17 protein-coding genes are annotated in these 20,458 nt (G+C 66.9%); 14 read left to right on the top strand and 3 right to left on the bottom strand.

Annotated features, from left to right (window positions below; translation table 11 throughout):
* Window positions 1-9 precede the first annotated feature (9 nt).
* The 9 genes from RCP37_RS13460 to RCP37_RS13420 all read left to right on the top strand — a co-directional run bounded on the left by RCP37_RS13460 (window position 10) and on the right by RCP37_RS13420 (window position 9,092).
* Window positions 10-594 (top strand): DUF1707 SHOCT-like domain-containing protein, encoded by a 585-nt coding sequence (locus RCP37_RS13460; protein WP_308483585.1) that lies wholly within the window; start codon window positions 10-12, stop codon window positions 592-594.
* 22 nt (window positions 595-616) lie between these two features.
* Entirely contained in the window at window positions 617-1,474 is an 858-nt protein-coding gene (gene map, locus RCP37_RS13455; protein WP_308483584.1) for a type I methionyl aminopeptidase, read from the top strand.
* 81 nt (window positions 1,475-1,555) lie between these two features.
* A complete protein-coding gene (locus tag RCP37_RS13450; RefSeq protein WP_308483583.1) occupies window positions 1,556-2,119 on the top strand; it encodes an alpha/beta fold hydrolase in 564 nt (187 codons plus the stop codon).
* A gap of 92 nt (window positions 2,120-2,211) precedes the next feature.
* A complete protein-coding gene (locus RCP37_RS13445) occupies window positions 2,212-3,954 on the top strand; it encodes an AMP-binding protein (protein ID WP_308483582.1) in 1,743 nt (580 codons plus the stop codon).
* A gap of 64 nt (window positions 3,955-4,018) precedes the next feature.
* Window positions 4,019-5,383, top strand: a complete 1,365-nt coding sequence (locus RCP37_RS13440) for a glutamine synthetase family protein (RefSeq protein ID WP_308483581.1) — start codon at window positions 4,019-4,021, stop codon at window positions 5,381-5,383.
* Complete coding sequence (locus RCP37_RS13435; RefSeq protein WP_308483580.1) at window positions 5,370-6,116, top strand: gamma-glutamyl-gamma-aminobutyrate hydrolase family protein; 747 nt, start codon at window positions 5,370-5,372, stop codon at window positions 6,114-6,116. The genes RCP37_RS13440 and RCP37_RS13435 overlap by 14 nt, the downstream gene beginning before the upstream one ends.
* On the top strand, window positions 6,113-7,477 hold the full coding sequence (locus RCP37_RS13430; RefSeq protein WP_308483579.1) for an aldehyde dehydrogenase family protein: 1,365 nt from the start codon (window positions 6,113-6,115) through the stop codon (window positions 7,475-7,477). Before RCP37_RS13435 ends, RCP37_RS13430 begins: the two co-directional genes overlap by 4 nt.
* Window positions 7,474-8,250, top strand: coding sequence for a 3-oxoacyl-ACP reductase (locus tag RCP37_RS13425; protein ID WP_065042257.1), 777 nt, complete (start codon window positions 7,474-7,476; stop codon window positions 8,248-8,250). Before RCP37_RS13430 ends, RCP37_RS13425 begins: the two co-directional genes overlap by 4 nt.
* A gap of 350 nt (window positions 8,251-8,600) precedes the next feature.
* Complete coding sequence (locus RCP37_RS13420; RefSeq protein WP_308483578.1) at window positions 8,601-9,092, top strand: DUF2510 domain-containing protein; 492 nt, start codon at window positions 8,601-8,603, stop codon at window positions 9,090-9,092.
* 78 nt (window positions 9,093-9,170) lie between these two features.
* On the opposite strand, the gene RCP37_RS13415 is transcribed toward RCP37_RS13420, so the two are convergent.
* Window positions 9,171-10,967, bottom strand: a complete 1,797-nt coding sequence (locus RCP37_RS13415; RefSeq protein ID WP_308483577.1) for an acyl-CoA dehydrogenase family protein — start codon at window positions 10,965-10,967, stop codon at window positions 9,171-9,173.
* A gap of 11 nt (window positions 10,968-10,978) precedes the next feature.
* Complete coding sequence (gene mtr, locus RCP37_RS13410) at window positions 10,979-12,358, bottom strand: mycothione reductase (RefSeq protein WP_308483576.1); 1,380 nt, start codon at window positions 12,356-12,358, stop codon at window positions 10,979-10,981.
* A gap of 62 nt (window positions 12,359-12,420) precedes the next feature.
* Here mtr and mqo point away from each other — a divergent pair, with 62 nt between their 5' ends.
* From mqo to RCP37_RS13385, 5 genes are all read left to right on the top strand, one after another.
* On the top strand, window positions 12,421-13,866 hold the full coding sequence (gene mqo, locus RCP37_RS13405; RefSeq protein WP_308487080.1) for a malate dehydrogenase (quinone): 1,446 nt from the start codon (window positions 12,421-12,423) through the stop codon (window positions 13,864-13,866).
* Between the two features lie 75 nt (window positions 13,867-13,941).
* A complete protein-coding gene (cobA, locus tag RCP37_RS13400; protein ID WP_308483575.1) occupies window positions 13,942-15,159 on the top strand; it encodes a uroporphyrinogen-III C-methyltransferase in 1,218 nt (405 codons plus the stop codon).
* Between the two features lie 204 nt (window positions 15,160-15,363).
* Window positions 15,364-16,767 carry an MFS transporter gene (locus RCP37_RS13395; protein WP_373693184.1) on the top strand — a complete coding sequence of 468 codons (1,404 nt, stop codon included), beginning with the start codon at window positions 15,364-15,366 and terminating at the stop codon, window positions 16,765-16,767.
* A 52-nt stretch (window positions 16,768-16,819) separates the two neighbouring features.
* Window positions 16,820-18,313, top strand: a complete 1,494-nt coding sequence (locus RCP37_RS13390) for an MFS transporter (RefSeq protein ID WP_308483573.1) — start codon at window positions 16,820-16,822, stop codon at window positions 18,311-18,313.
* A gap of 52 nt (window positions 18,314-18,365) precedes the next feature.
* Window positions 18,366-20,129, top strand: coding sequence for a proline--tRNA ligase (locus tag RCP37_RS13385; RefSeq protein WP_308483572.1), 1,764 nt, complete (start codon window positions 18,366-18,368; stop codon window positions 20,127-20,129).
* Here the strand turns inward: RCP37_RS13385 and RCP37_RS13380 are convergent.
* The gene (locus RCP37_RS13380; RefSeq protein WP_308483571.1) at window positions 20,126-20,449 is read right to left on the bottom strand and encodes a DUF732 domain-containing protein; all 324 of its coding nucleotides are present in this window, start codon (window positions 20,447-20,449) and stop codon (window positions 20,126-20,128) included. The two genes, RCP37_RS13385 and RCP37_RS13380, sit on opposite strands and share 4 nt — an antisense overlap.
* Window positions 20,450-20,458: the final 9 nt, after the last annotated feature.

The raw sequence follows: 20,458 nt of genomic DNA, 5'->3' as shown, positions 1-20,458 counted from the left end.
TGAGAACCCATGACGGGTCTCAGCGACGACATAGCCGACGTGGCCTTGCGTATCTCGGATGCGGACCGCAACGGCACATTGCGCCGCCTGCACAACGCCGTCTCCCTCGGATTGATCGACATCGGGGAGTTCGAGGAGCGCGCGGCGCAGGTGTCGCAGGCGCGGATGCGTTCGGACCTCGACACCCTGATCGGGGACTTGCCCGGCCCGCGCGCCATCGTTACCTCGGCGGCCGACCGGGTCGAGCTGCGCGGCTGGGCCGGGTCGCTCAAACGCCACGGGGAGTGGATCGTGCCGACCCGGCTGGCGTTGGTGCGACGCCTGGGCTCGGTTGACCTCGACCTCACCAAGGCCCGCTTCGCTGGCCCGGTCGTCGTGATCGAGCTCGACATGCGATTCGGTTCGGTCGATATCCGCTTGCCCGACGGTGCCAGCGCCTCGATCGACGATGTCGAGGTCTACGGCGGCAGCGCCCGCGACCGCCGCACCGACCCGCCCGCCGAAGGAGCTCCGCACCTGGTGCTGACCGGTCGCGTGGTGTGCGGCTCGGTGGACATCAGGGGGCCGCGACGCAAGCTCCGCTGGCGGCGCTGACCAGCTCCGTTAAGCTGGCGTAATGCCCGTTCGTGCCCCGCTTTCTCCTGGCGTGCTGTCTCCGACGCTGCCGGTGCCCCGATTGATCCCGCGTCCGGAATACGTCGGCCGCGCCACGGCTGCCGAGGGCTCCGAGCCGTGGGTGCAGACGCCCGAGGTGATCGAGAAGATGCGGGTGGCGAGCCGGATCGCGGCGGGTGCACTTGCCGAGGCGGGCAAGGCCGTCGCGCCCGGCGTTACTACCGATGAGCTGGATCGCATCGCCCACGACTTCATGATCGACCACGGCGCCTATCCCTCGACGTTGGGCTACAAGGGCTTTCCCAAGTCGTGCTGCACGTCGCTCAACGAAGTCATCTGTCATGGCATCCCGGACTCGACGGTGATCGCCGACGGCGACATCGTCAACATCGACGTCACCGCGTACATCGACGGCGTGCACGGCGACACCAACGCCACCTTCCTGGCCGGGGACGTCTCGCAGGAACATCGGCTGCTCGTCGAGCGCACCCACGAGGCAACCATGCGCGCCATCAAGGCGGTCAAACCCGGCCGCGCGCTGTCGGTGATCGGCCGGGTGATCGAGTCCTACGCGAACCGGTTCGGCTACAGCGTGGTTCGTGACTTCACCGGTCACGGCATCGGCCCGACCTTCCACAACGGGCTGGTGATCTTGCACTATGACCAGCCCGAAGTCGACACCATCATCGAGCCGGGGATGACCTTCACCATCGAGCCGATGATCAACCTCGGCGGCCTGGACTACGACATCTGGGACGACGACTGGACGGTGGTCACCAGCGACGGCCAGTGGAGTGCTCAGTTCGAACACACCCTGGTCGTAACGGATGACGGCGCCGAGATATTGACGCTGCCGTGACTTTCGGCCGATGTCTGTTGAGCCGCTAAGGGGCCCGCCAAAATCGCCCCCTGCTGCCGCAGGGGCGGTAGCGTGGCGCAGATGCCGGGCACGATGATGACCATCGACGGATTCCCGATCCCAGTCGATGTGACCGGCCCGCAAAACGGGCCGGTCGTGGTCGTGCTCGCCGCGGCGCAGCACCCGCTCACCGCTTATGACGCGGTCTGCCAGCGATTGCACACCGCCTCATTGCGCACCATCGTGATCGGCGCAGATCCGCGTCTGACACCCAAGTCGGTGATCGGCATCCTCGATTCGCTGGGCGTGCAGTGCGGCGTGCTGGTGGGCGATCGGACCGGCGCCGACAACGCCTGGGAACTGGCGGCCACGCGCCCGGACCGCTTCACCGGGCTGGTGGCGCTGGACCGCGGACATCCGCGCGCGCCTGATCTGAGCGGTGCGATCCGCGACGAGCGCTGCCCTCCGGTGGAGATCAACACCACCGTGCTGGTCAGTTCCCGAGCCACGGCGTCGGTGGCCAACGCCAGCCAACGGTTCGTCTACGGCGAACACCGATTGGTGATGCTGCCCGGGCGGCGCAGTGCGAGTGAGTTCACCGCACAGTTCGCCATGGAGATCGTGTTGCGCGCCAGTACCTGGTAAAACGCAGCGGGGGAGAGTAGGTTCCGGCGTAGCCGGCGATCAAGGGGCGCGTCGGCTAGAAATAATGGAATACGTATCTGGGGGGATACAGCATGCTGTCGTGGGGGCAATCAATACCAGCGTTGCTACGTGAACGAGCTCAGCAGTGGTCTGATCGGCCGGCGTTCACCTACATCGATTACGAGGTGGATCCGGCCGGGTACGCCGACACCCTGACCTGGTGGCAGATTCTGCGCCGCACCGAGGCCGTCGCAGCGGAGATCGCCGCAATCGCGTCACCCGGCGATCGGATTGCGTTGCTCGCGCCGCAAGGCCTTGAATACATCGCCGGGTTCTTCGGCGCGATGGAAGCTGGTTGCATTGTGGTGCCGCTGCCGGTACCGGCCTTCGGCAGCCACGACGAGCGAGTCACTGCGGCACTCAAGGACTGTGCACCGGCCGCGGTGCTCACCACATCGGCAGTTGCCGGCGAGATCCACGGGTGCGTCAGCGCGGTCGGCGGCAGTGCGCCCGCGATAATCGAGGTGGATCTGATCGATCTCGACGCCCCCGTGTCCTGGCAGGGAACCGGGGCACCGCCGACCAAAACGGCGCTGCTGCAATACACGTCCGGGTCGACCGGCTCGCCGAGAGGCGTCGTGGTCTCGCACCGCAATGTGTTCGCCAACATCGAGCAGGTGATGGCGGACTACTTCGGTCTGGACGGGGGAGCGCCGCCGCCGGACACCACGCTGGTGTCCTGGCTGCCCTTCTACCACGACATGGGCCTGCTGTTGGGTGTGATGGGAGCCGTCTTGCTAGGCCGCCACTCGGTGGTGATGAGCCCGATCGCGTTCCTGCAGAAGCCGTCTCGATGGATCCAGCAGCTCGCCATCAACCCCTGCGCGTTCACGGCCGGGCCGAACTTCGCGTTCGAACTGGCCGCGCGCCGGACCACCGACGAGGACATGGCCGGCCTCGATTTGAGCAGCGTGCACACCATCTTGAGCGGCAGTGAACGCATCCACGCAGCGACGATCCGCCGTTTCAACGACCGCTTCGCCCGATGCAACCTCCCCGCCAACGCGCTGGCACCGTCGTACGGGCTGGCCGAGGCAATGGTCTACGTCGCCTCGGCGCCGCGCGAGAACCGTCCGGTAACCGTTCGGCTCGACTACGAGAACCTGGTCGGCGGCAACGCACAAGCTGGTCCGGGCGGGGCGGAGCTGGTCAGCATCGGCGCCCCGCGGGCGTGCACGGTACGCATCGTCGACCCCGAGACCCACACCGAGTGCCCGAACGGTCGCGTCGGTGAGATCTGGGTGCACGGGCCCAACGTCGCCAGCGGCTACTGGCACAACGCGGACGCCACCGAGCGCACCTTCGGCGGCCACCTCGAGTCTCCGTCCGCCGGCACACCGGTGGGGCCGTGGCTGCGCACCGGAGACCTCGGCGTCATCTACGAGGGCGAGATGCTGGTGGTCGGGCGCATCAAAGACCTGTTGATCGTCGACGGCCGAAATCACTACCCCGACGACATCGAGGCCACCGTGCAGGAGCTCACCGGCGGCCGCGTCGCCGCGGTGCCGGTCAGCGGTGAGGGTGGTGAGCAGCTGGTGGTCATCGCCGAGCTCAAGAACCGGGGCAACACCGTCGAGGAACAATTGGCACGGATGGCAGCCCTGAAAAAAGATGTGGCGGCATCGGTTTCCCGATCCCACGGGGTCCGGGTCGCCGACCTCGTGCTGGTTGCTCCCGGATCGCTGCCGATCACCACCAGCGGAAAGATCCGCCGTTCCACATGCGCCGACTGCTATCGTTCGGCGCAATTTCGTCGGCTGGAGCCCGTCGACTGACCGCGGGCGGGTAGCCTGACAGCACTCAAATGTCAGGGAAGACCGTCGTCGGCGAAGGAGCACAATGACCCGGCCCGCGATGCTCTCCCAGACCGAGCTGCAACAACTGGTCGACTCCGGCGAGATAGACACCGTCGTGGTGGCATTCGCCGACATGCAGGGCCGGCTGGTCGGTAAGCGGGTCGACGGTGAGCACTTTCTTGCCGAGGTCGCCGGACACGGCGTCGAGGCCTGCAGCTATCTGCTGGCCGTCGACGTGGAGATGAACACCGTGCCCGGCTACTCGATAGCCGACTGGGGAACCGGCTACGGCGACCTGGTACTCAAACCGGACTTCGCGACCCTGCGACGCATTCCGTGGCTGCCCGGCACCGCCCATGTGCTGGCCGATGCACACTGGCCGGACGGTGGCCCAGTAGCGGTGGCACCCCGCCAGATTCTGGCCGCCCAAATCGCCCGCCTGACCGAGCGCGGGCTGGTTGCTTACGCCGCAACGGAACTGGAGTTCCTGGTCTTCGAGGACAGCTACCGGCAGGCTTGGGCCGGCGGGTATCGCGGGCTGACGCCGGGCACGGACTACAACGCCGACTACGGTCTGGTCGCCGGCAGCCGGCTGGAGCCGCTGCTGCGCGATATCCGGCTGGGGATGACCGGCGCGGGCCTGCGCTGTGAGGGCGTCAAAGGGGAGTGCAACACCGGCCAGCAGGAGATCACCTTCCGCTACGAGGAGGCGTTGAGGACCTGCGACAACCACAGCGTCTACAAGAGTGGCGCCAAGGAGATCGCCGACCAGCACGGCAAGAGCCTGACGTTCATGGCGAAGTTCGACCAACGTGAAGGCAACAGTTGCCATGTGCACCTGTCGCTGCGCAGCACCGAGGGATCTCCGGTTTTCGCCGATCCGGCGGCCCCGCACGGTATGTCGGCGTTGTTCCGCGCCTTCCTGGCCGGGGTGTTGGCCACGCTGCCCGAGCTGACTCTGTGCTACGCACCGAACATCAACTCCTACAAGCGTTTCGTCGGGGGCAGCTTCGCGCCCACGGCGATTGCGTGGGGTTTGGACAATCGCACCTGTGCGTTGCGGGTTCTCGGCCGCGGCGACTCGATGCGCGTGGAGTGCCGGGTGCCCGGCGGCGATGTGAACCCCTATCTGGCGGTGGCGGCGCTGATCGCGGCGGGGCTTCACGGCATCGACAATGATCTTTCGCTGCCCGAGCCGGTCGACGGTGACGCCTACCGGGCCGGGCTGCCGCGCCTGCCCACGACGCTGGGTGGAGCAATGGAGCTGTTCGCCGAATCAGCGCTCGCGCGCAAGGCATTCGGCGACGAGGTCGTCGAGCATTATCTGCACAGCGCGCGAGTCGAATTGGACGCATTCAACACCGCGGTGACCGACTGGGAGAGGGTCCGGGGTTTTGAACGCTTCTGAGCCCGACTCGCCCGTTATTGGACTGACGACCTATCTGGACCGCGCGAAGTTTGGAGTGTGGGATGCTCGCGCGGGCCTACTGCCTGCCCAGTACATCCAGGGCATCACCGCCGCCGGCGGCATCGCGGTCCTGTTGCCACCGCAGCCGGTGACACCCCAGGTCGCCGCGCGCGTTCTCGACGGTGTCAGCGCGCTGGTGATCACCGGCGGGCGCGACCTCGACCCCCACGGGTACGGCCAGACGCCGCACGGCGAGACCGATCGGCCCGACACTACCCGGGACGCATGGGAATTCGCCCTGTTGGCCGAGGCGATGCGGCGCGGCATGCCGGTGCTGGGGATCTGTCGTGGCGCCCAAGTGCTCAACGTGGCGCTCGGCGGGACGCTGCACCAGCACCTGCCAGACGTCATCGGTAACAACGGCCACCGGGCGGGCAACGGCGTCTTCACCCCAATGCCGGTGCGCACCGTGGCCGGCACCCGGGCGGCCGAGCTTCTCGGCGAGAGCTGCCAGGTGCAGTGCTACCACCATCAGGCGATCGCTGAGGTGGGTGCGAAACTTGTGGTCAGTGCGCGCGATGACGACGGGGTCATCGAGGCGATCGAGCTTCCCGGGGAGGACTTCGTGCTCGCGGTTCAGTGGCATCCCGAGGAATCGCCGGACGATCTGCGGCTGTTCGCCGCGATCGTGGCCGAAGCGGGCAAGTACGCGGCGGCACGGGTGAGCGAATGAAGCACGAACTGATCAACCCGGCCACCGGGGCGGTCTTCGCTACCGTCGACCACGTCGAAGCCGCCGCCGTCGACGACGCGGTGCGCCGGGCGCAGGCCGCCCAGAAGCGGTGGGCAAAACGAGCCCCGGCCGAGCGGGCCGCCGCGCTGCGGGACTTCGCCGCGATCGTCGGCACCCACATCGACGAGCTGGCCGCGATCGAGGTCACCAACTCCGGTCATCCGGTGTCGGCCGCCGAATGGGAAGCCGGGCATGTCCGTGACGTGCTGCAATTCTATGCCGCCAGCCCGGAACGGCTGTCCGGCAAGCAAATACCGGTCGCCGGCGGGCTCGACGTCACTTTCCACGAGCCGCTCGGAGTCGTTGGGATCATTACCCCGTGGAATTTCCCGATGCCGATCGCCGCGTGGGGTTTCGCGCCGGCGCTGGCCGCCGGCAACGCGGTGTTGATCAAGCCGGCCGAATGGACACCGCTGACCACGCTGCGCTTGGCCGAACTGGCCGTGGAGTCGGGCCTCGACGGCGACCTCTTCCAGGTGCTACCCGGCCGCGGCGCGGAGGTGGGGGAGCGCTTGGTCACCCACCCGGACGTGGCCAAGATCGTGTTCACCGGTTCCACCACCACCGGCACCCGGGTGCTGCAGGCCGGGGCGGCCGGGGTTAAGCGGGTCACGCTGGAACTCGGCGGCAAGAGCGCCAACATCGTGTTCGCGGACTGCGACCTGGAGCAGGCGGCGGCGACAGCGCCGTACGGCGTGTTCGACAACGCAGGGCAGGACTGCTGCGCACGTAGCCGGATCCTGGTGCAGCGCAGCGTCTACGACCGCTTTATGGAGTTGCTGGAGCCCGCGGTGTCCGGTGTCGTCGTCGGCGACCCGACGTCCCGCGACACCGAGATGGGCCCACTGGTGTCGCGCCCGCACTGGGAGAAGGTGGCCTCCTACGTGCCCGACGACGCGCCGGTCGCTTTCCGCGGCCAGGCGCCCACCGGCCCCGGCTTCTGGTTCCCGCCCACCGTCCTGACTCCCGCGGCCACCGACCGATGCGTCACCGAGGAGATCTTCGGACCGGTGGTGACGGTGCTGCCGTTCGACGACGAGGCTGATGCCATCGCCATGGCCAACAACACCGTCTACGGGTTGTCGGGCTCGATCTGGACCAACGACCTGTCCCGGGCGCTGCGCGTCTCGCGGGCGGTGGAAGCCGGGAACCTGTCGGTGAATTCGCACTCCTCGGTGCGTTTCACCACTCCGTTCGGAGGTTTCAAACAGTCGGGGCTGGGCCGGGAGCTGGGTGCGGATGCCCCGCTGGCGTTCACCGAGACTAAGAACGTATTCATCGCAGTGAAGGAGACGCAGTGACCGACCTGACCCAACGCCTGGCTGGACGGGTGGCCGTGGTGACCGGCGCCGGTGGCGGAATCGGCTTGGCATCCGCGCGGCGGATGCGCGCCGAGGGCGCCCAGATCGTGGTCGGTGACCTCGACCAGGCGGCGGGCGCAGCGGTCGCCGATGAGCTCGACGGCCTGTTCGTTCAGGTCGACGTCTCCGATCAGGATCAGGTCGATGCGCTGTTCGACACCGCGGCCCAGACGTTCGGCTCGGTGGACATCGCTTTCAACAACGCCGGTATCTCGCCGCCCGACGATGACCTGATCGAAACCACCGAACTTCCTGCTTGGCAACGGGTTCAGGACGTCAACCTGAAGTCGGTGTACCTGTGCTGCCGGGCGGCGCTGCGGCACATGGCGCCCGCCGGCCGGGGATCGATCATCAACACCGCATCGTTCGTGGCGGTGATGGGTTCGGCCACCTCCCAGATCTCCTACACCGCCTCCAAGGGCGGCGTGTTGGCCATGTCGCGTGAGCTCGGGGTGCAGTACGCCCGGCAGGGCATCCGGGTCAACGCGCTGTGCCCCGGCCCGGTGAACACCCCGCTGCTACAAGAGCTGTTCGCTGCCGACCCGGAGCGGGCCGCGCGCCGACTGGTGCATGTACCGGTGGGCCGGTTCGCCGAGCCGGAGGAGATCGCTGCCGCGGTCGCATTCCTGGCCAGCGATGACGCCTCGTTCATCACCGGCTCGACGTTCCTGGTGGACGGCGGGATCAGCTCGGCGTACGTCACGCCGCTGTAGGCCGGGATTTCTCCGCCAGGCGGATTCCAATTGGTCTAACGTGTGGTGCTGAAGCGCGGCGAAGTGCGTCGTGAGTCCATCGGCCGCAAGCAGCCTGACTGCCCAATTTCGGCATTAATGCCATTACTGCGAAACGAATTGGCTATGGTCCTAGCGGCCGAGGTGTTTGTTCGCAGCTTTGGCTCCGGCTTCTGACTTTCCGAGCGAAAGGCTAGGGCGCGTTGGACGATTCAGAGCGTATTCCCGCGGGATGGTATCCGACCCCAGACGGTAGTAACCGGTACTGGAATGGGGAACGCTGGCTCCCATTGCCTGATCCCACGTCCCAGCTCGCAACGATAGATTCCGTTGTGGCGCCGGTCGCTGGGCGCGACCCGAAGAAACTGGTGATCGGCGTGCTTGCGGCTATTGTCGCGATTGTGCTTGGCGGTGTCGTCGCGTATTACGTGAAAAGCACACATGAGCTCGCCACGCGTAATGCGGAGGCCATTTCCTCGGCCCGATCTTCTGCCGCCGCCGCAGCGGCAGAGGCCGCACGGAAACAGGTAGCGGACGATGAGAAACGTTCGGAGCGGAAGTCAGCCGTCGACCGTATTGAGCAAAGCGTCCGGAGCTTGGCTGAGCAACAAATGCAAGACGGTTTGTTCGATGGTCCGATACTGAAGGTCTCGTGCGACCCAGTGGGAGGGTCCACTGACGATCTTTCGGAGCAAACGACAATATTTGAATGCTTTGTCGCGAACGAAGACAACGGCGACGGCACGCTGTCTGGCGAGAAGTATCACGCCAGGATGAATTGGGAAACAGAGGAACTGACTTACGGATACGGAGCGCCTCGCTGAACGCGTGCACCGGATCCTATTGAACCGGCAGTCACGCGCCCAGCTCGTTTGCATCGCTGCGAGGGCGCAGATGCCACTTCAGAACCACTCCGGGCGCATCTCCAGGGTCGTGCGGTCCAGGCTTTCCAACAGGTCGAGCTGCGGGCCGGTCTTGGGCAGCTCGTAGCGGAAGAAGTAGCGGGCCGCCTGGCGTTTGCCGTCAAAGAAGTCCCCGGTGCGTCCCTCGGCGGCCAACAACTGCTCCAGCCAGATCCAGGCGATCACCACATGGCCGAAGGCCTCCAGGTAGATCGCGCTGTTGGCCAGCGCCGCATCGATGTCACCGGCGGCGAACATGCCCGCGGTGACCGCCATCAACCGCTGGACCACCGCGTCGAGTTGCGCTGCCATATCGGCCACGTCGCCACCGGCCCGATGCGCGGCCGCGATGCTCTCGCTCATCGCGCCGTGTAGTGCGGCCAGGCTGGCGCCGTCGCGCTGCACCACCTTGCGGCCCAACAGGTCCAGACTCTGGATACCGTGGGTGCCCTCGTGGATCGGGTTGAGCCGGTTGTCCCGGTAGTGCTGTTCCACGTCGTACTCGCGGGTGTAGCCGTAGCCACCGTGTACCTGAATGGCCAGATCGTTCGCGGCCAGGCACCACTGTGACGGCCAGCTCTTGGCGATCGGGGTGAGGATGTCCAGCAATGCGGTGGCGTGCTCGCGTTCCGCATCGGATTCAGCGGCGTTCTGAACGTCGACGAGCCGCGCGCAGTACAGCGCCAACGCGAGCGCCCCCTCGACATAGGACTTCTGCGCCAGCAGCATCCGCTTGACGTCCGCGTGCTCGATGATCGCAACCTGTGGTGCGGCAGGGTCTTTCGTCGTTGCGGGACGGCCCTGCGGCCGGCTGCGGGCGTACTCCAGCGACTTCAGATATCCGGTGTAGCCGAGCGCGATGGCACCCATTCCCACACCCAGGCGGGCTTCGTTCATCATGTGGAACATGTAGGTCAAGCCGCGGTGTTCGTCGCCCACGAGATAGCCGACGGCACCCGCTTCGCCGCCGGGCTGGTGGACGCCCTCCCCGAAGTTCAGCACGGTATTGGTGATGCCGCGATAGCCCATCTTGTGGTTGAGCCCGGCCAGCACGACATCGTTGCGCTCACCCAGCGTGCCATCGGGATTCACCAGATACTTCGGCACGATGAACAGCGAGATCCCCTTCGTCCCGGCCGGACCGCCGGGGATCTTGGCCAGCACCAGATGGACGATGTTCTCGGTCAGTTCGTGTTCGCCACCGGAGATCCACATTTTGGACCCGAACAACCGGAAGGTGCCGTCGGCGCACCGGTTTGCCCGGGTGGTGATGTCGGCCAGCGATGATCCGGCCTGGGTCTCCGACAGGCACATCGTCCCGAAGAAGCGGCCGGCGATCATGGGTTTGACGAAGGCGGTGATCTGTTCTTCACTACCGAATTTGGCGAGCAGGTTCGCGTTGGCCATGGTCAGCATCGGGTAGCCGGCGGTGCTGACGTTGGCGGCGAATAGCCAGGCGAAGCCGGCCTGGGCCACCGTTGCCGGCAACTGCGCGCCACCGAGGCGGTAGTCCATGGCCATGCCGATCAGCTCAGCCTCGGCGCAGGCCGCCAGTGCCTCCTTGACTTCACCGATGATGGTGACCTTCGTCCCGTCGAAGGTGGGCTCGTGGGCGTCGCTTTTCTTGTTGTGCGGGGCGAAATAACGGCTCGCCAGCTGCTCGCACAGATCCAAGGTATCGGCGAAGGTCTCCCGAGAGTGCTCGGAGAACCGGTCCCGTCCGGTCAGTTCCTCGACGTGCAGCCAGTCGAACAGCAGGAAATCGAGGTCTTGCCGCGACAGCAGGGTGGACTTCATCTGCGGTCCTTTCACTCCAGCCCAAGCAGCGCGTTCTCGACGACCTCGGGCAGCGCCGGGTGGATCCAGTATTGACCGCGGGCCATCTCCGGCGCGGTGAGACCGAAACTCATCGCCTGGATCAGCGGTTGGATGATCGACGACGCCTGGTAGCCCATGATGTGCGCGCCAAGCAGCCGTCCGGTGCCGCGTTCGGCGATGAGTTTGGCAAATCCGGTGCTGTCCTCCATCGCCCAGCCGTAGGCGACGTCACTGTAATCCTGGATCTTCACCGAGATGTCGAGACCCTTTGCCAATGCCTGTGTTTCGGTCAAGCCGACCGCGGCGATCTGCGGATCGGTGAAGACCGCGGCCGGAACATAGCGGTGGTCGGTGATCCGCATCGAGTCCACGTCATCCCAGTCGCACAGCAGGTTGTGTTGCACCACCCTGGCTTCGTGGTTGGCGACATGCTTGAGCTCATACGGTGAAGACACATCGCCGAGCGCGAAAACGCCGCGCGCCGAGGTTCGTTGGTATTTGTCGACGCTTACCCGCCCGCCGGCGATGGTGACACCGGCCTGCTCGGCGTCCAACAAGTCGCCGTTGGGCACCCGCCCGGTGGCGACCAGCATCGCGTCGGCCCGCAGAACCGAGCCGTCGTCGAGCTCCACGACGACACCGCTCCCATCGTTGCGCGCCGCGACCACGTTGCAGTGCGTACGCAGCTCCCACTTGGCCGCGGCGATCCGGGTGAACCGTTCCGCTACTGTCTCGTCGCAGTGCCGCAGCAATGTCGAGCCGCGGATCACCACCGTGACCCGGACACCCAAGGCGGAGAACACGTGGGCGAACTCGGCGGCGATGAAGCCCCCGCCCACGATCACCAGATGCTCGGGCAGCTCGGCGATCCGCATGATGTCGTCGCTGGTGTAGTAGCGCGCCCCGCTGTCGGCGATGGCGGGCGGGATCGCCGAGCGTGACCCGGCGGCGATCACTACCTGCTCGGCGCTGAACTGTTCACCTCCCGCGGTGAGCAGCAAGTAGCGGCCGTCGGAGCCCACCGGCCCGAATCGGGTGTGCTCGCCGTAGACGTCCACGTTCGGCAGGCTGCGGCGATACTGCTCACCGCCTGCGGCGATCGGGTCGATCCGCCCGAATACCCGCGAGACGATCTCGTCCCAGCGCACACCGTCGATGTGGGCATCAATGCCGTAGCGCGACGCTTCGGTCACCGTCTTGGCGACCTCGGCGGCGTAGACGAACATCTTGGTCGGGATGCAGCCCACATTGAGGCAGGTGCCGCCGAAAGTGCCCTGTTCGCAGATCGCCACCCGCTTGTTCGCGTAGCGCTCGTCGAGAATGCTGTTGCCCGAACCGGTTCCGATGATCGCCAGGTCGTAGCTCTCCATTGCGTCAGCCTAAACGGTGTGCGGGCTAATCTGATGGCGTGTCCCCATCGGCTCAGACCGAGATGACCGACGTAGCGCTGATCGGCGCGGGCATCATGAGCGCCACCTTGGGGGCGATGCTGCGCCGGCTGGAACCGGGTGCCGCGATCACCGTCGTCGAACGGTTGGATTCCGCAGCCGGCGAGAGCAGCGATCCGTGGAACAACGCCGGCACCGGCCACGCTGGACTGTGCGAGCTGTTCTACACCCCGCAGCGGCCCGACGGCTCGATCGACATCGCCAAAGCGGTGCGGGTCAACGAGCAGTTCCAGGTGACCCGGCAGTTCTGGGCCTATGCCGTGCAGAACGGTCTGCTGGAGGATCCGCGTGACTTCGTGCACCCGATCCCGCACGTGAGCTTCGTACACGGCGCCGACGGCGTGGACTACCTGCGACGGCGTCATCGTGCGCTGTCCGACAACCCGCTGTTCGCCGGAACCGACTTCATCACTGACTTCGGCGAGTTCGCCGCGCGCCTGCCCGCGATGGCCACCGGCAGAGACCGCAAGGTGCCGGTGGCCCTGGACTGGGCTCCGCACGGCACGGACGTCGACTTTGGCGCGCTGACGAGCCAGCTGATCGGCTACGGGGTGCGCCACGGCACCGCCGTGCATTTCGGTCACGAGGTGCGCGCGCTGCGCCGAGAGTCCGACGCCAGCTGGACATTGGTTCTGGCCAACCGCCGAACCGGCGAAACCCGAAGACTCAACGCTAAATTCGTCTTTCTCGGCGCCGGGGGAGCGACCCTGGGCTTGCTGCAGCGCTCGGGGATCCCCGAAGTGCGTGGCTTCGGCGGTTTCCCGATCGGCGGGGTATTCCTGCGCTGCGGGGCCGCCGAGCTCACCGCCGCACACCGAGCCAAGGTGTACGGCGCCCCGGTTCCAGGCGCGCCGTCGACGACCGCCCCGCACCTGGACGCCCGGATGGTCAACGGTTCGTCGTCGCTGCTGTTCGGACCATTTGCCGGTTGGTCGCCGAAGTTTCTCAAGCACGGTCGAGCCACGGATCTACCGAGATCGGTCCGCTTCGACAACGTCAGGTCGCTGCTGGGCGCCGGGATCCGAGAGCGTGAACTGGTCGGGTACCTGCTCGGCCAACTGCGGCGGACCCACGGCACCCGGGTCCAGGCACTGCGGGAGTTCCTGCCGGATGCGGATCACGCGGACTGGCACGAGATCCGGGCCGGCCAACGGGTGCAGGTGATTCGCCACGGACAGCTCGATTTCAACACCACGATCGTCAGCGCCGGCGACGGCAGCATCGCGGGACTGCTCGGCGCCTCGCCGGGGGCTTCGACCGCGGTGCCGGCCATGCTGGAGGTGCTGGCGCGCTGTTTCGCCGGCAAGTTCGCCGACTGGCTGCCGACGCTCAAAGAGATGGTGCCGTCGCTAGGTACGCGACTGTCCGACGAACCCACGTTGTTCGAGCAGGTGTGGGAGTGGGGCAGCCGGCAACTTCAGCTCGGCTGATCGACGCGGGGGTTGATGGTGGCGACCCGTTGCGCCCGGCTTCGCCGCGCTGACGGTCGCCACTAGAGTTATCGGGTGACCGAGAACCCCTACCTGGCCGGTTTACGGCTGGCCGGCCGCAAGGTTGTTGTCGTGGGCGCGGGAAGCGTCGCGCAGCGACGTCTTCCGCTGTTGGTGGACAGCGGTGCGCAGGTGCTGGTGATCGCACCCAGCGCCACCCCGGCGGTCGAAGCGCTGGGGGAGCGCAAGCCCGGCATCACGCTGGTCTCGCGCAGCTACCGCGACGGGGACCTGGCCGATGCCTGGTACGCGATCGCGGCCACCAACGACCCGGAGGTCAACGCCGCCATCGTGGCTGAGGCCGACCGTCGCCAGATCTTCTGTGTGCGCGCGGATCTGGCCGTCGAGGGATCCGCGGTCACCCCGGCTACCTTCGGTTACTCCGGACTGTCGGTGGGAGTGTTGGCCGGCGGCGAGCACAACCGGTCGGCGGCGATCCGCTCGGCGATCCGGGAGGCCCTGCAGAACGGCACCATCACCGTGGACGCCGAGGCAGCCCCCGATGTGGTGCGCGGCGGTGTGGCGCTGGTGGGCGGCGGACCAGGCGATCCGGAGCTGATCACGGTGCGCGGTCGTCGCATGCTCGCGCACGCCGACGTCGTGGTGGCCGACCGGCTCGCGCCGCCGGAGCTGCTCGCCGAACTGTCCCCGACCGTCGAAGTCATCGACGCCGCCAAGATCCCCTACGGGCGGGCCATGGCGCAGGACGCCATCAACGCGCTGATGATCGAACGCGCCAAAGCCGGCAAGTTCGTGGTGCGCCTCAAGGGCGGCGACCCGTTCGTGTTCGCGCGCGGCTATGAAGAGGTGCTGGCCTGTGCCGACGCCGGGATCCCGGTGACGGTTGTGCCGGGTGTGACCAGTGCCATAGCGGTCCCGGCCTTGGCCGGTGTGCCGGTCACCCATCGGGCCGTGAACCACGAATTTGTGGTGGTCAGCGGGCACGTTGCGCCCGACGATCCCGAATCGTTAGTGAATTGGGATGCCCTGGCGGCAATGCGCGGAACCATCGTTTTGCTGATGGCTGTCGAACGCATCGAGCAATTCAGCGCCGTGCTGCAAAAGGGCGGTCGACCTGCGGATACACCGGTTCTGGTGGTGCAGCACGGCACCACGCCGGCCCAGCACACGCTGCGGGCGACCCTGGCCGACGCGCCCGAGAAAATCCGCGCGGAAGGCATCCGACCTCCCGCGATCGTGATTATCGGGGCCGTCGCAGGCTTCGGGGTTTAAACAGCTCTTAATATTACTGTAGGGTAGCCCGTTATGACTGCACTCGATGATGCAGGGCGGGCGAGCGCGCAGTGGTCCGAGGGTGCGGCCGGGGCGGTTCCCCCTGGACGTACCGGCTCCGATCTCGTGAGCTGGACCAGCAAGTATGTGTCGTCCTGGCTGCCTTCTCGTCGCTTCATCTACGCCGTGATCGCCATCGGTGGCATGCAGCTACTGGCGACCATGGACAGCACTGTCGCTATCGTCGCGCTTCCTAAGATCCAGGACGACCTGGGCTTGTCCGACGCGGGACGCGGCTGGGTGATCAGTGCGTACGTGCTGACCTTCGGCGGCCTGATGCTGCTCGGCGGCCGACTCGGCGACACCATCGGCCGCAAGCGCACCTTCATCAGCGGGGTCACGCTGTTCACCATCGCGTCGGTGCTGTGCGCCGTGGCCTGGGACGCCCCCACCTTGGTTATCGCACGGCTCCTGCAGGGTGTCGGCTCGGCCATCGCCTCTCCGACGGCGCTGGCGCTGATTGCCACCACCTTCCCGAAGGGGCCTGCCCGTAATGCCGCCACCGCGATATTCGGAGCCATGACCGCCGTCGGGTCGGTGATGGGCCTGGTGGTCGGCGGCGCGCTGACCGAGGTGTCATGGCGGCTGGCGTTCGGGATCAACGTGCCCATCGGCCTGCTGATGGTCTACCTGGCCCGCACCGCATTGACCGAGACCCACCGGGAGCGGATGAAACTGGACGCCGCAGGTGCCCTGCTGGCGACCATGGGCTGCACGGCGGCGGTGTTCGCGTTCACGATCGGCCCGGAGAAGGGCTGGATCTCGGTGATCACCATCGGCTCCGCTGTGGTCGCGGTCGTGGCGTTGCTGGCGTTCGCCGTGGTGGAGCGCACTGCCGAGAATCCGGTGGTGCCGTTCAGCCTGTTCCGCGACCGCAACCGGCTGCTGACCTTCGCGGCGATCTTCCTCGCCGGCGGCGTGCTGTTCACCTTGACCGTGACCATCGGTCTGTACGTACAGGATTTGATGGGCTACTCGGCCTTGCGTGCCGGCGTGGGATTTATCCCGTTCGTGATCGGGCTGGGCATCGGACTGGGTCTGTCCTCCCAACTGGTGCGCCGCTTTCCGCCCCGAGTGCTGGTGATCGCCGGTGGCGTCGTCTTGCTGGGCGCGATGATCTACGGCTCGACGATCAACCGGAATCTTCCGTACTTCCCGAACTTCGTCACGTTGATCGTGCTCGGTGGGCTCGGGATCGGCGTGATCGTGGTGCCATTGACCCTGTCGGCGATCGCCGGCGTGGGCTTCGACCAGATCGGCCCGACTTCGGCGATCGCACTGATGCTGCAGAACCTGGGCGGGCCGATCGTGCTGGCGGTCATCCAGGCCGTCATCACCTCGCGCACTCTGTACCTCGGCGGCACCAACATGCCGGTCAAAACCATGAATCCCGCGCAGATCGCCGCGTTGGATTCCGGCTACACCTACGGACTGCTGTGGATTGCCGCCGTGGCGGTCCTGGTCGGTGGGATCTCCCTGCTGATCGGTTACACCGCCCAGCAGGTCGCGCATGCCCAGGATGTGCAGGACGCCTTCGGCGCCATGTGACTTCGCCCGGACGCCGCGCTGACGGGTCCGTCGGTAGCTAAGCTGACCTGCTATGGCCGCGCCGGGGGAATCCCAGTCGGCCGGCCGGTCGTTGTCGTCCAACGTGCTCGGTATCGCCATCGTGGCGATCACCGGCATGCAACTGATGTCGACGCTGGACGGCACCATCGTCATAGTGGCGTTGCCGCGGATGCAGGCCGACCTTGATCTGTCCGACGCCGCCAAGAGCTGGGTCATCACCGCCTACGTACTGACCTTCGGCGGCCTGCTGCTACTCGGTGGCCGGGTGGGCGACGCCATCGGACAGAAGCGGGCGTTCGTCTCCGGGGTCGGGTTGTTCACTATCGCTTCGCTGGTCTGCGGAGTGGCCACCGACTCGGCCACCTTGATCGCCGCCCGGGCGGTCCAGGGCATTGGGGCCGCGGTTGCCGCACCGACCGGCCTGGCGCTCATCGCGACGACCTACGCGGCCGGGCAGGCCCGGAACCGGGCGATGGCGGTGTCGGCAGCCATGCAGGGCATCGGCTCGGTCATGGGTCTGGTGCTCGGTGGCGCCCTCACCGTCATCTCGTGGCGGCTGGCGTTTCTGATCAACATCCCGATCGGGATCACCATCGTGGCCATCGCCGTGACGCGGTTGACCGAGACCAACACCGAACGGCTCCGGCTCGACCTCACCGGGGCGCTGCTGGCCACCGGCGGGTGCACCGCGGCGGTGCTGGTATTCACCCAGGGCCCGCCCCAGGGCTGGGTAAGCCCGTGGGTGATCGGCGCCGGGATCGCGGCGGCGTTGTTCCTGCTGGCGTTCCTGCTCGTCGAACGCAACGCCACCAACCCGTTGGTGCCGGCCGCGGTGTTCGACAACCCCAGCCGGGTCGCCACCTTCGTGGCGTACTTCATGGCCGGCGGCGTGATGCTCACGGTGAGCGTGATGATCGGACTACTGGTTCAAGACGTGCTGGGGTACTCGGCCCTGCGCGCCGGTATCTGCTTCATCCCGTTTGCGGTGGCCATGGGTGTCGGCAACCTTTTGACCAGCTGGGCGGCCGCGCTGATCGCGCCGCGCTGGCTCATCATCGGGGCCGGCAGCCTGGTCTGGGGCGCCATGCTGTTCGGGTCGACGCTGGACCGTGGCGTGCCATACGTCCCCGATCTGGTGATGCTGTTCGTGGTCGGCGGATTCGGTATCGGCGTGATCTCGGTGGTGCTGCCGCTGTGCGCGGTGACCGACGTCGGCCCACGCGAGATCGGCCCGGTGTCGGCGGTCACCTTGATGGTCTACAACTTGGGCGGCCCGGTGGTGCTGGTGATCATCCAGGCCGTGCAGACCTCCCGCACGCTGTACCTGGGCGGCACTACCGGCCCGGTGAAGAACATGACCGACAGTGAACTGGATGCCCTCGGCCACGGCTACACCTATTCGCTGCTGTGGGTGGCCGCGCTCGCCGTTCTGGTGGGTGCGGCGGCACTGTTCATCAGGTTCTCGGCCGAACAGATTGCCCGCGCCCAGCACACCCTGGAGGCGGTGGAGGCCGGGGAACTGTAGGGGCGCCGGGCAAGTCCGCGTCTACTCGCGGCTGAAGATAGGCTCTCGGCCTGTGATCACCCGGATGTCCGAACTGTTCCTGCGCACCCTGCGCGACGACCCCGCCGATGCCGAAGTCCCCAGCCACAAGCTGCTGATCCGGGCCGGCTACATCCGGCCGATCGCACCCGGTCTGTATAGCTGGCTGCCGCTCGGCCTGCGGGTGTTGCGCAACATCGAGCGTGTGGTCCGCGAGGAGATGAACGCCATCGGTGGCCAGGAGATTCTGTTCCCGGCGCTGCTGCCGCGCGCACCCTATGAGACCACCAATCGCTGGACCGAGTACGGCGATGGCCTGTTCCGGCTCAAGGACCGCCGCGACAACGACTACCTGCTGGGTCCCACCCACGAGGAACTGTTCACCCTGACGGTCAAGGGGGAGTACAGCTCCTACAAAGATTTCCCGGTGGTGCTGTATCAGATCCAGACCAAGTACCGCGATGAGGCGCGGCCGCGAGCCGGCATCCTGCGCGGCCGCGAATTCGTGATGAAGGACTCCTATTCCTTCGACGTCGACGACGCCGGTCTGGCCACCGCCTATGACGCGCACCGGGTGGCTTATCAGAAGATCTTCGACCGGCTCGGTGTGCGGTATGTGATCGTCTCCGCTGTCTCGGGCGCCATGGGCGGATCGGCCTCCGAGGAATTCCTCGCCGAGAGCGCGGTCGGTGAAGACACCTTCGTGCGCTGCGTCGAGTCCGGCTACGCAGCCAACGTCGAAGCCGTGACCACCGCCCGCCCCGAGGCCCGACCGGTCGACGGCTTGGCCGAGCCGCAGGTTCACGACACCGGCGACACCCCGACGATCGCCACCCTGGTGGACTGGGCCAACTCTGCTGATCTGGGCCTCAGTCGCCTCGTCACCGCCGCCGACACCCTCAAGAACGTGCTGCTCAAGGTCCGCCAGCCCGACGGCGAATGGGAGCTGTTGGCCATCGGGGTCCCCGGCGACCGCGAGATCGATGAGAAGCGGCTCGGCGCGGCGCTCGAACCGGCCGAGTACGCGTTGCTCGGCGACGGTGACTTCGCCAAACACCCGTTCCTGGTGAAGGGCTACATCGGTCCGAAGGCGCTGCAGTACAACGGGGTGCGCTACCTGGTCGACCCGCGCGTGGTGGACGGCACCAGCTGGATCACCGGCGCCGACGCCCCCGGCAAGCACGTCGTGGGGCTGGTCGCCGGGCGTGACTTCCATGCCGACGGCACCATTGAGGCGGCCGAGGTCCGCGACGGGGACCCGTCGCCGGATGGGGCCGGGCCGCTGGTCAGCGCGCGGGGCATCGAGATCGCTCACATATTCCAGCTCGGCCGCAAGTACACCGACGCGTTTGCCGTCGACGTCCTCGGCGAGGATGGCCGTCCGGTGCGGCTCACCATGGGTTCCTACGGCGTGGGGGTCTCTCGGCTGGTGGCCGTCATCGCCGAGCAGCAGCATGACGAGCTGGGCCTGCGTTGGCCGCCGCAGGTCGCTCCCTTCGACGTACACGTGGTGGTCGCCAACAAGGACGACGCCGCGCGCGCGGGCGCGACCGAACTGGCCGCCGAACTGGACCGGCTTGGTCTGGAGGTGCTGTTCGACGACCGGAAGGCCTCACCGGGTGTGAAGTTCAAAGACTCCGAGTTGATCGGGGTGCCGTGGATCGCCGTGCTGGGCCGCGGCTGGGCCGACGGCGTTGTCGAACTGCGCAACCGCTTCTCCGGGCAGACCCGCGAGCTGGCCGTCGGTGCGGAGTTGGCCGGGCAGATCGCGGCCGCGGTCCGCGGCCAGGACAGTTAACCCGGCGCCTGCGTGCACATGGCGCTGCGCGCCGCGCGCACCACGATGGCGGCTTGCTCGGGGCTGGCCCCGTACTGCGCTGCGACCTGGTCGGTCACCGAACCCGCAGACTGGCCGGTGTAGAGCTGCCGGCAGACCTGCTTGCCGGCCAGCAGGAGCTGGTCGTCGTCACCGGGGAAGTTGCCGCGGGTTGCATCGAGGTACCTGATGTCCTCGGAGGTGTAGGGGATCGGCCAGGCGGCGGCCGGCCCGGCACCGAACAACACCCCTGCTGCTACCACGGTCGCGATCAGGGCACCACGCTTATGCACCACCAGCATTCCTGCTCC

Origin of the sequence: Mycolicibacter sp. MU0102, from assembly GCF_963378105.1 — a bacterium.
Lineage (GTDB): Bacteria > Actinomycetota > Actinomycetes > Mycobacteriales > Mycobacteriaceae > Mycobacterium > Mycobacterium holstebronense.
This window is presented reverse-complemented; position numbering and strand designations above follow the sequence as displayed.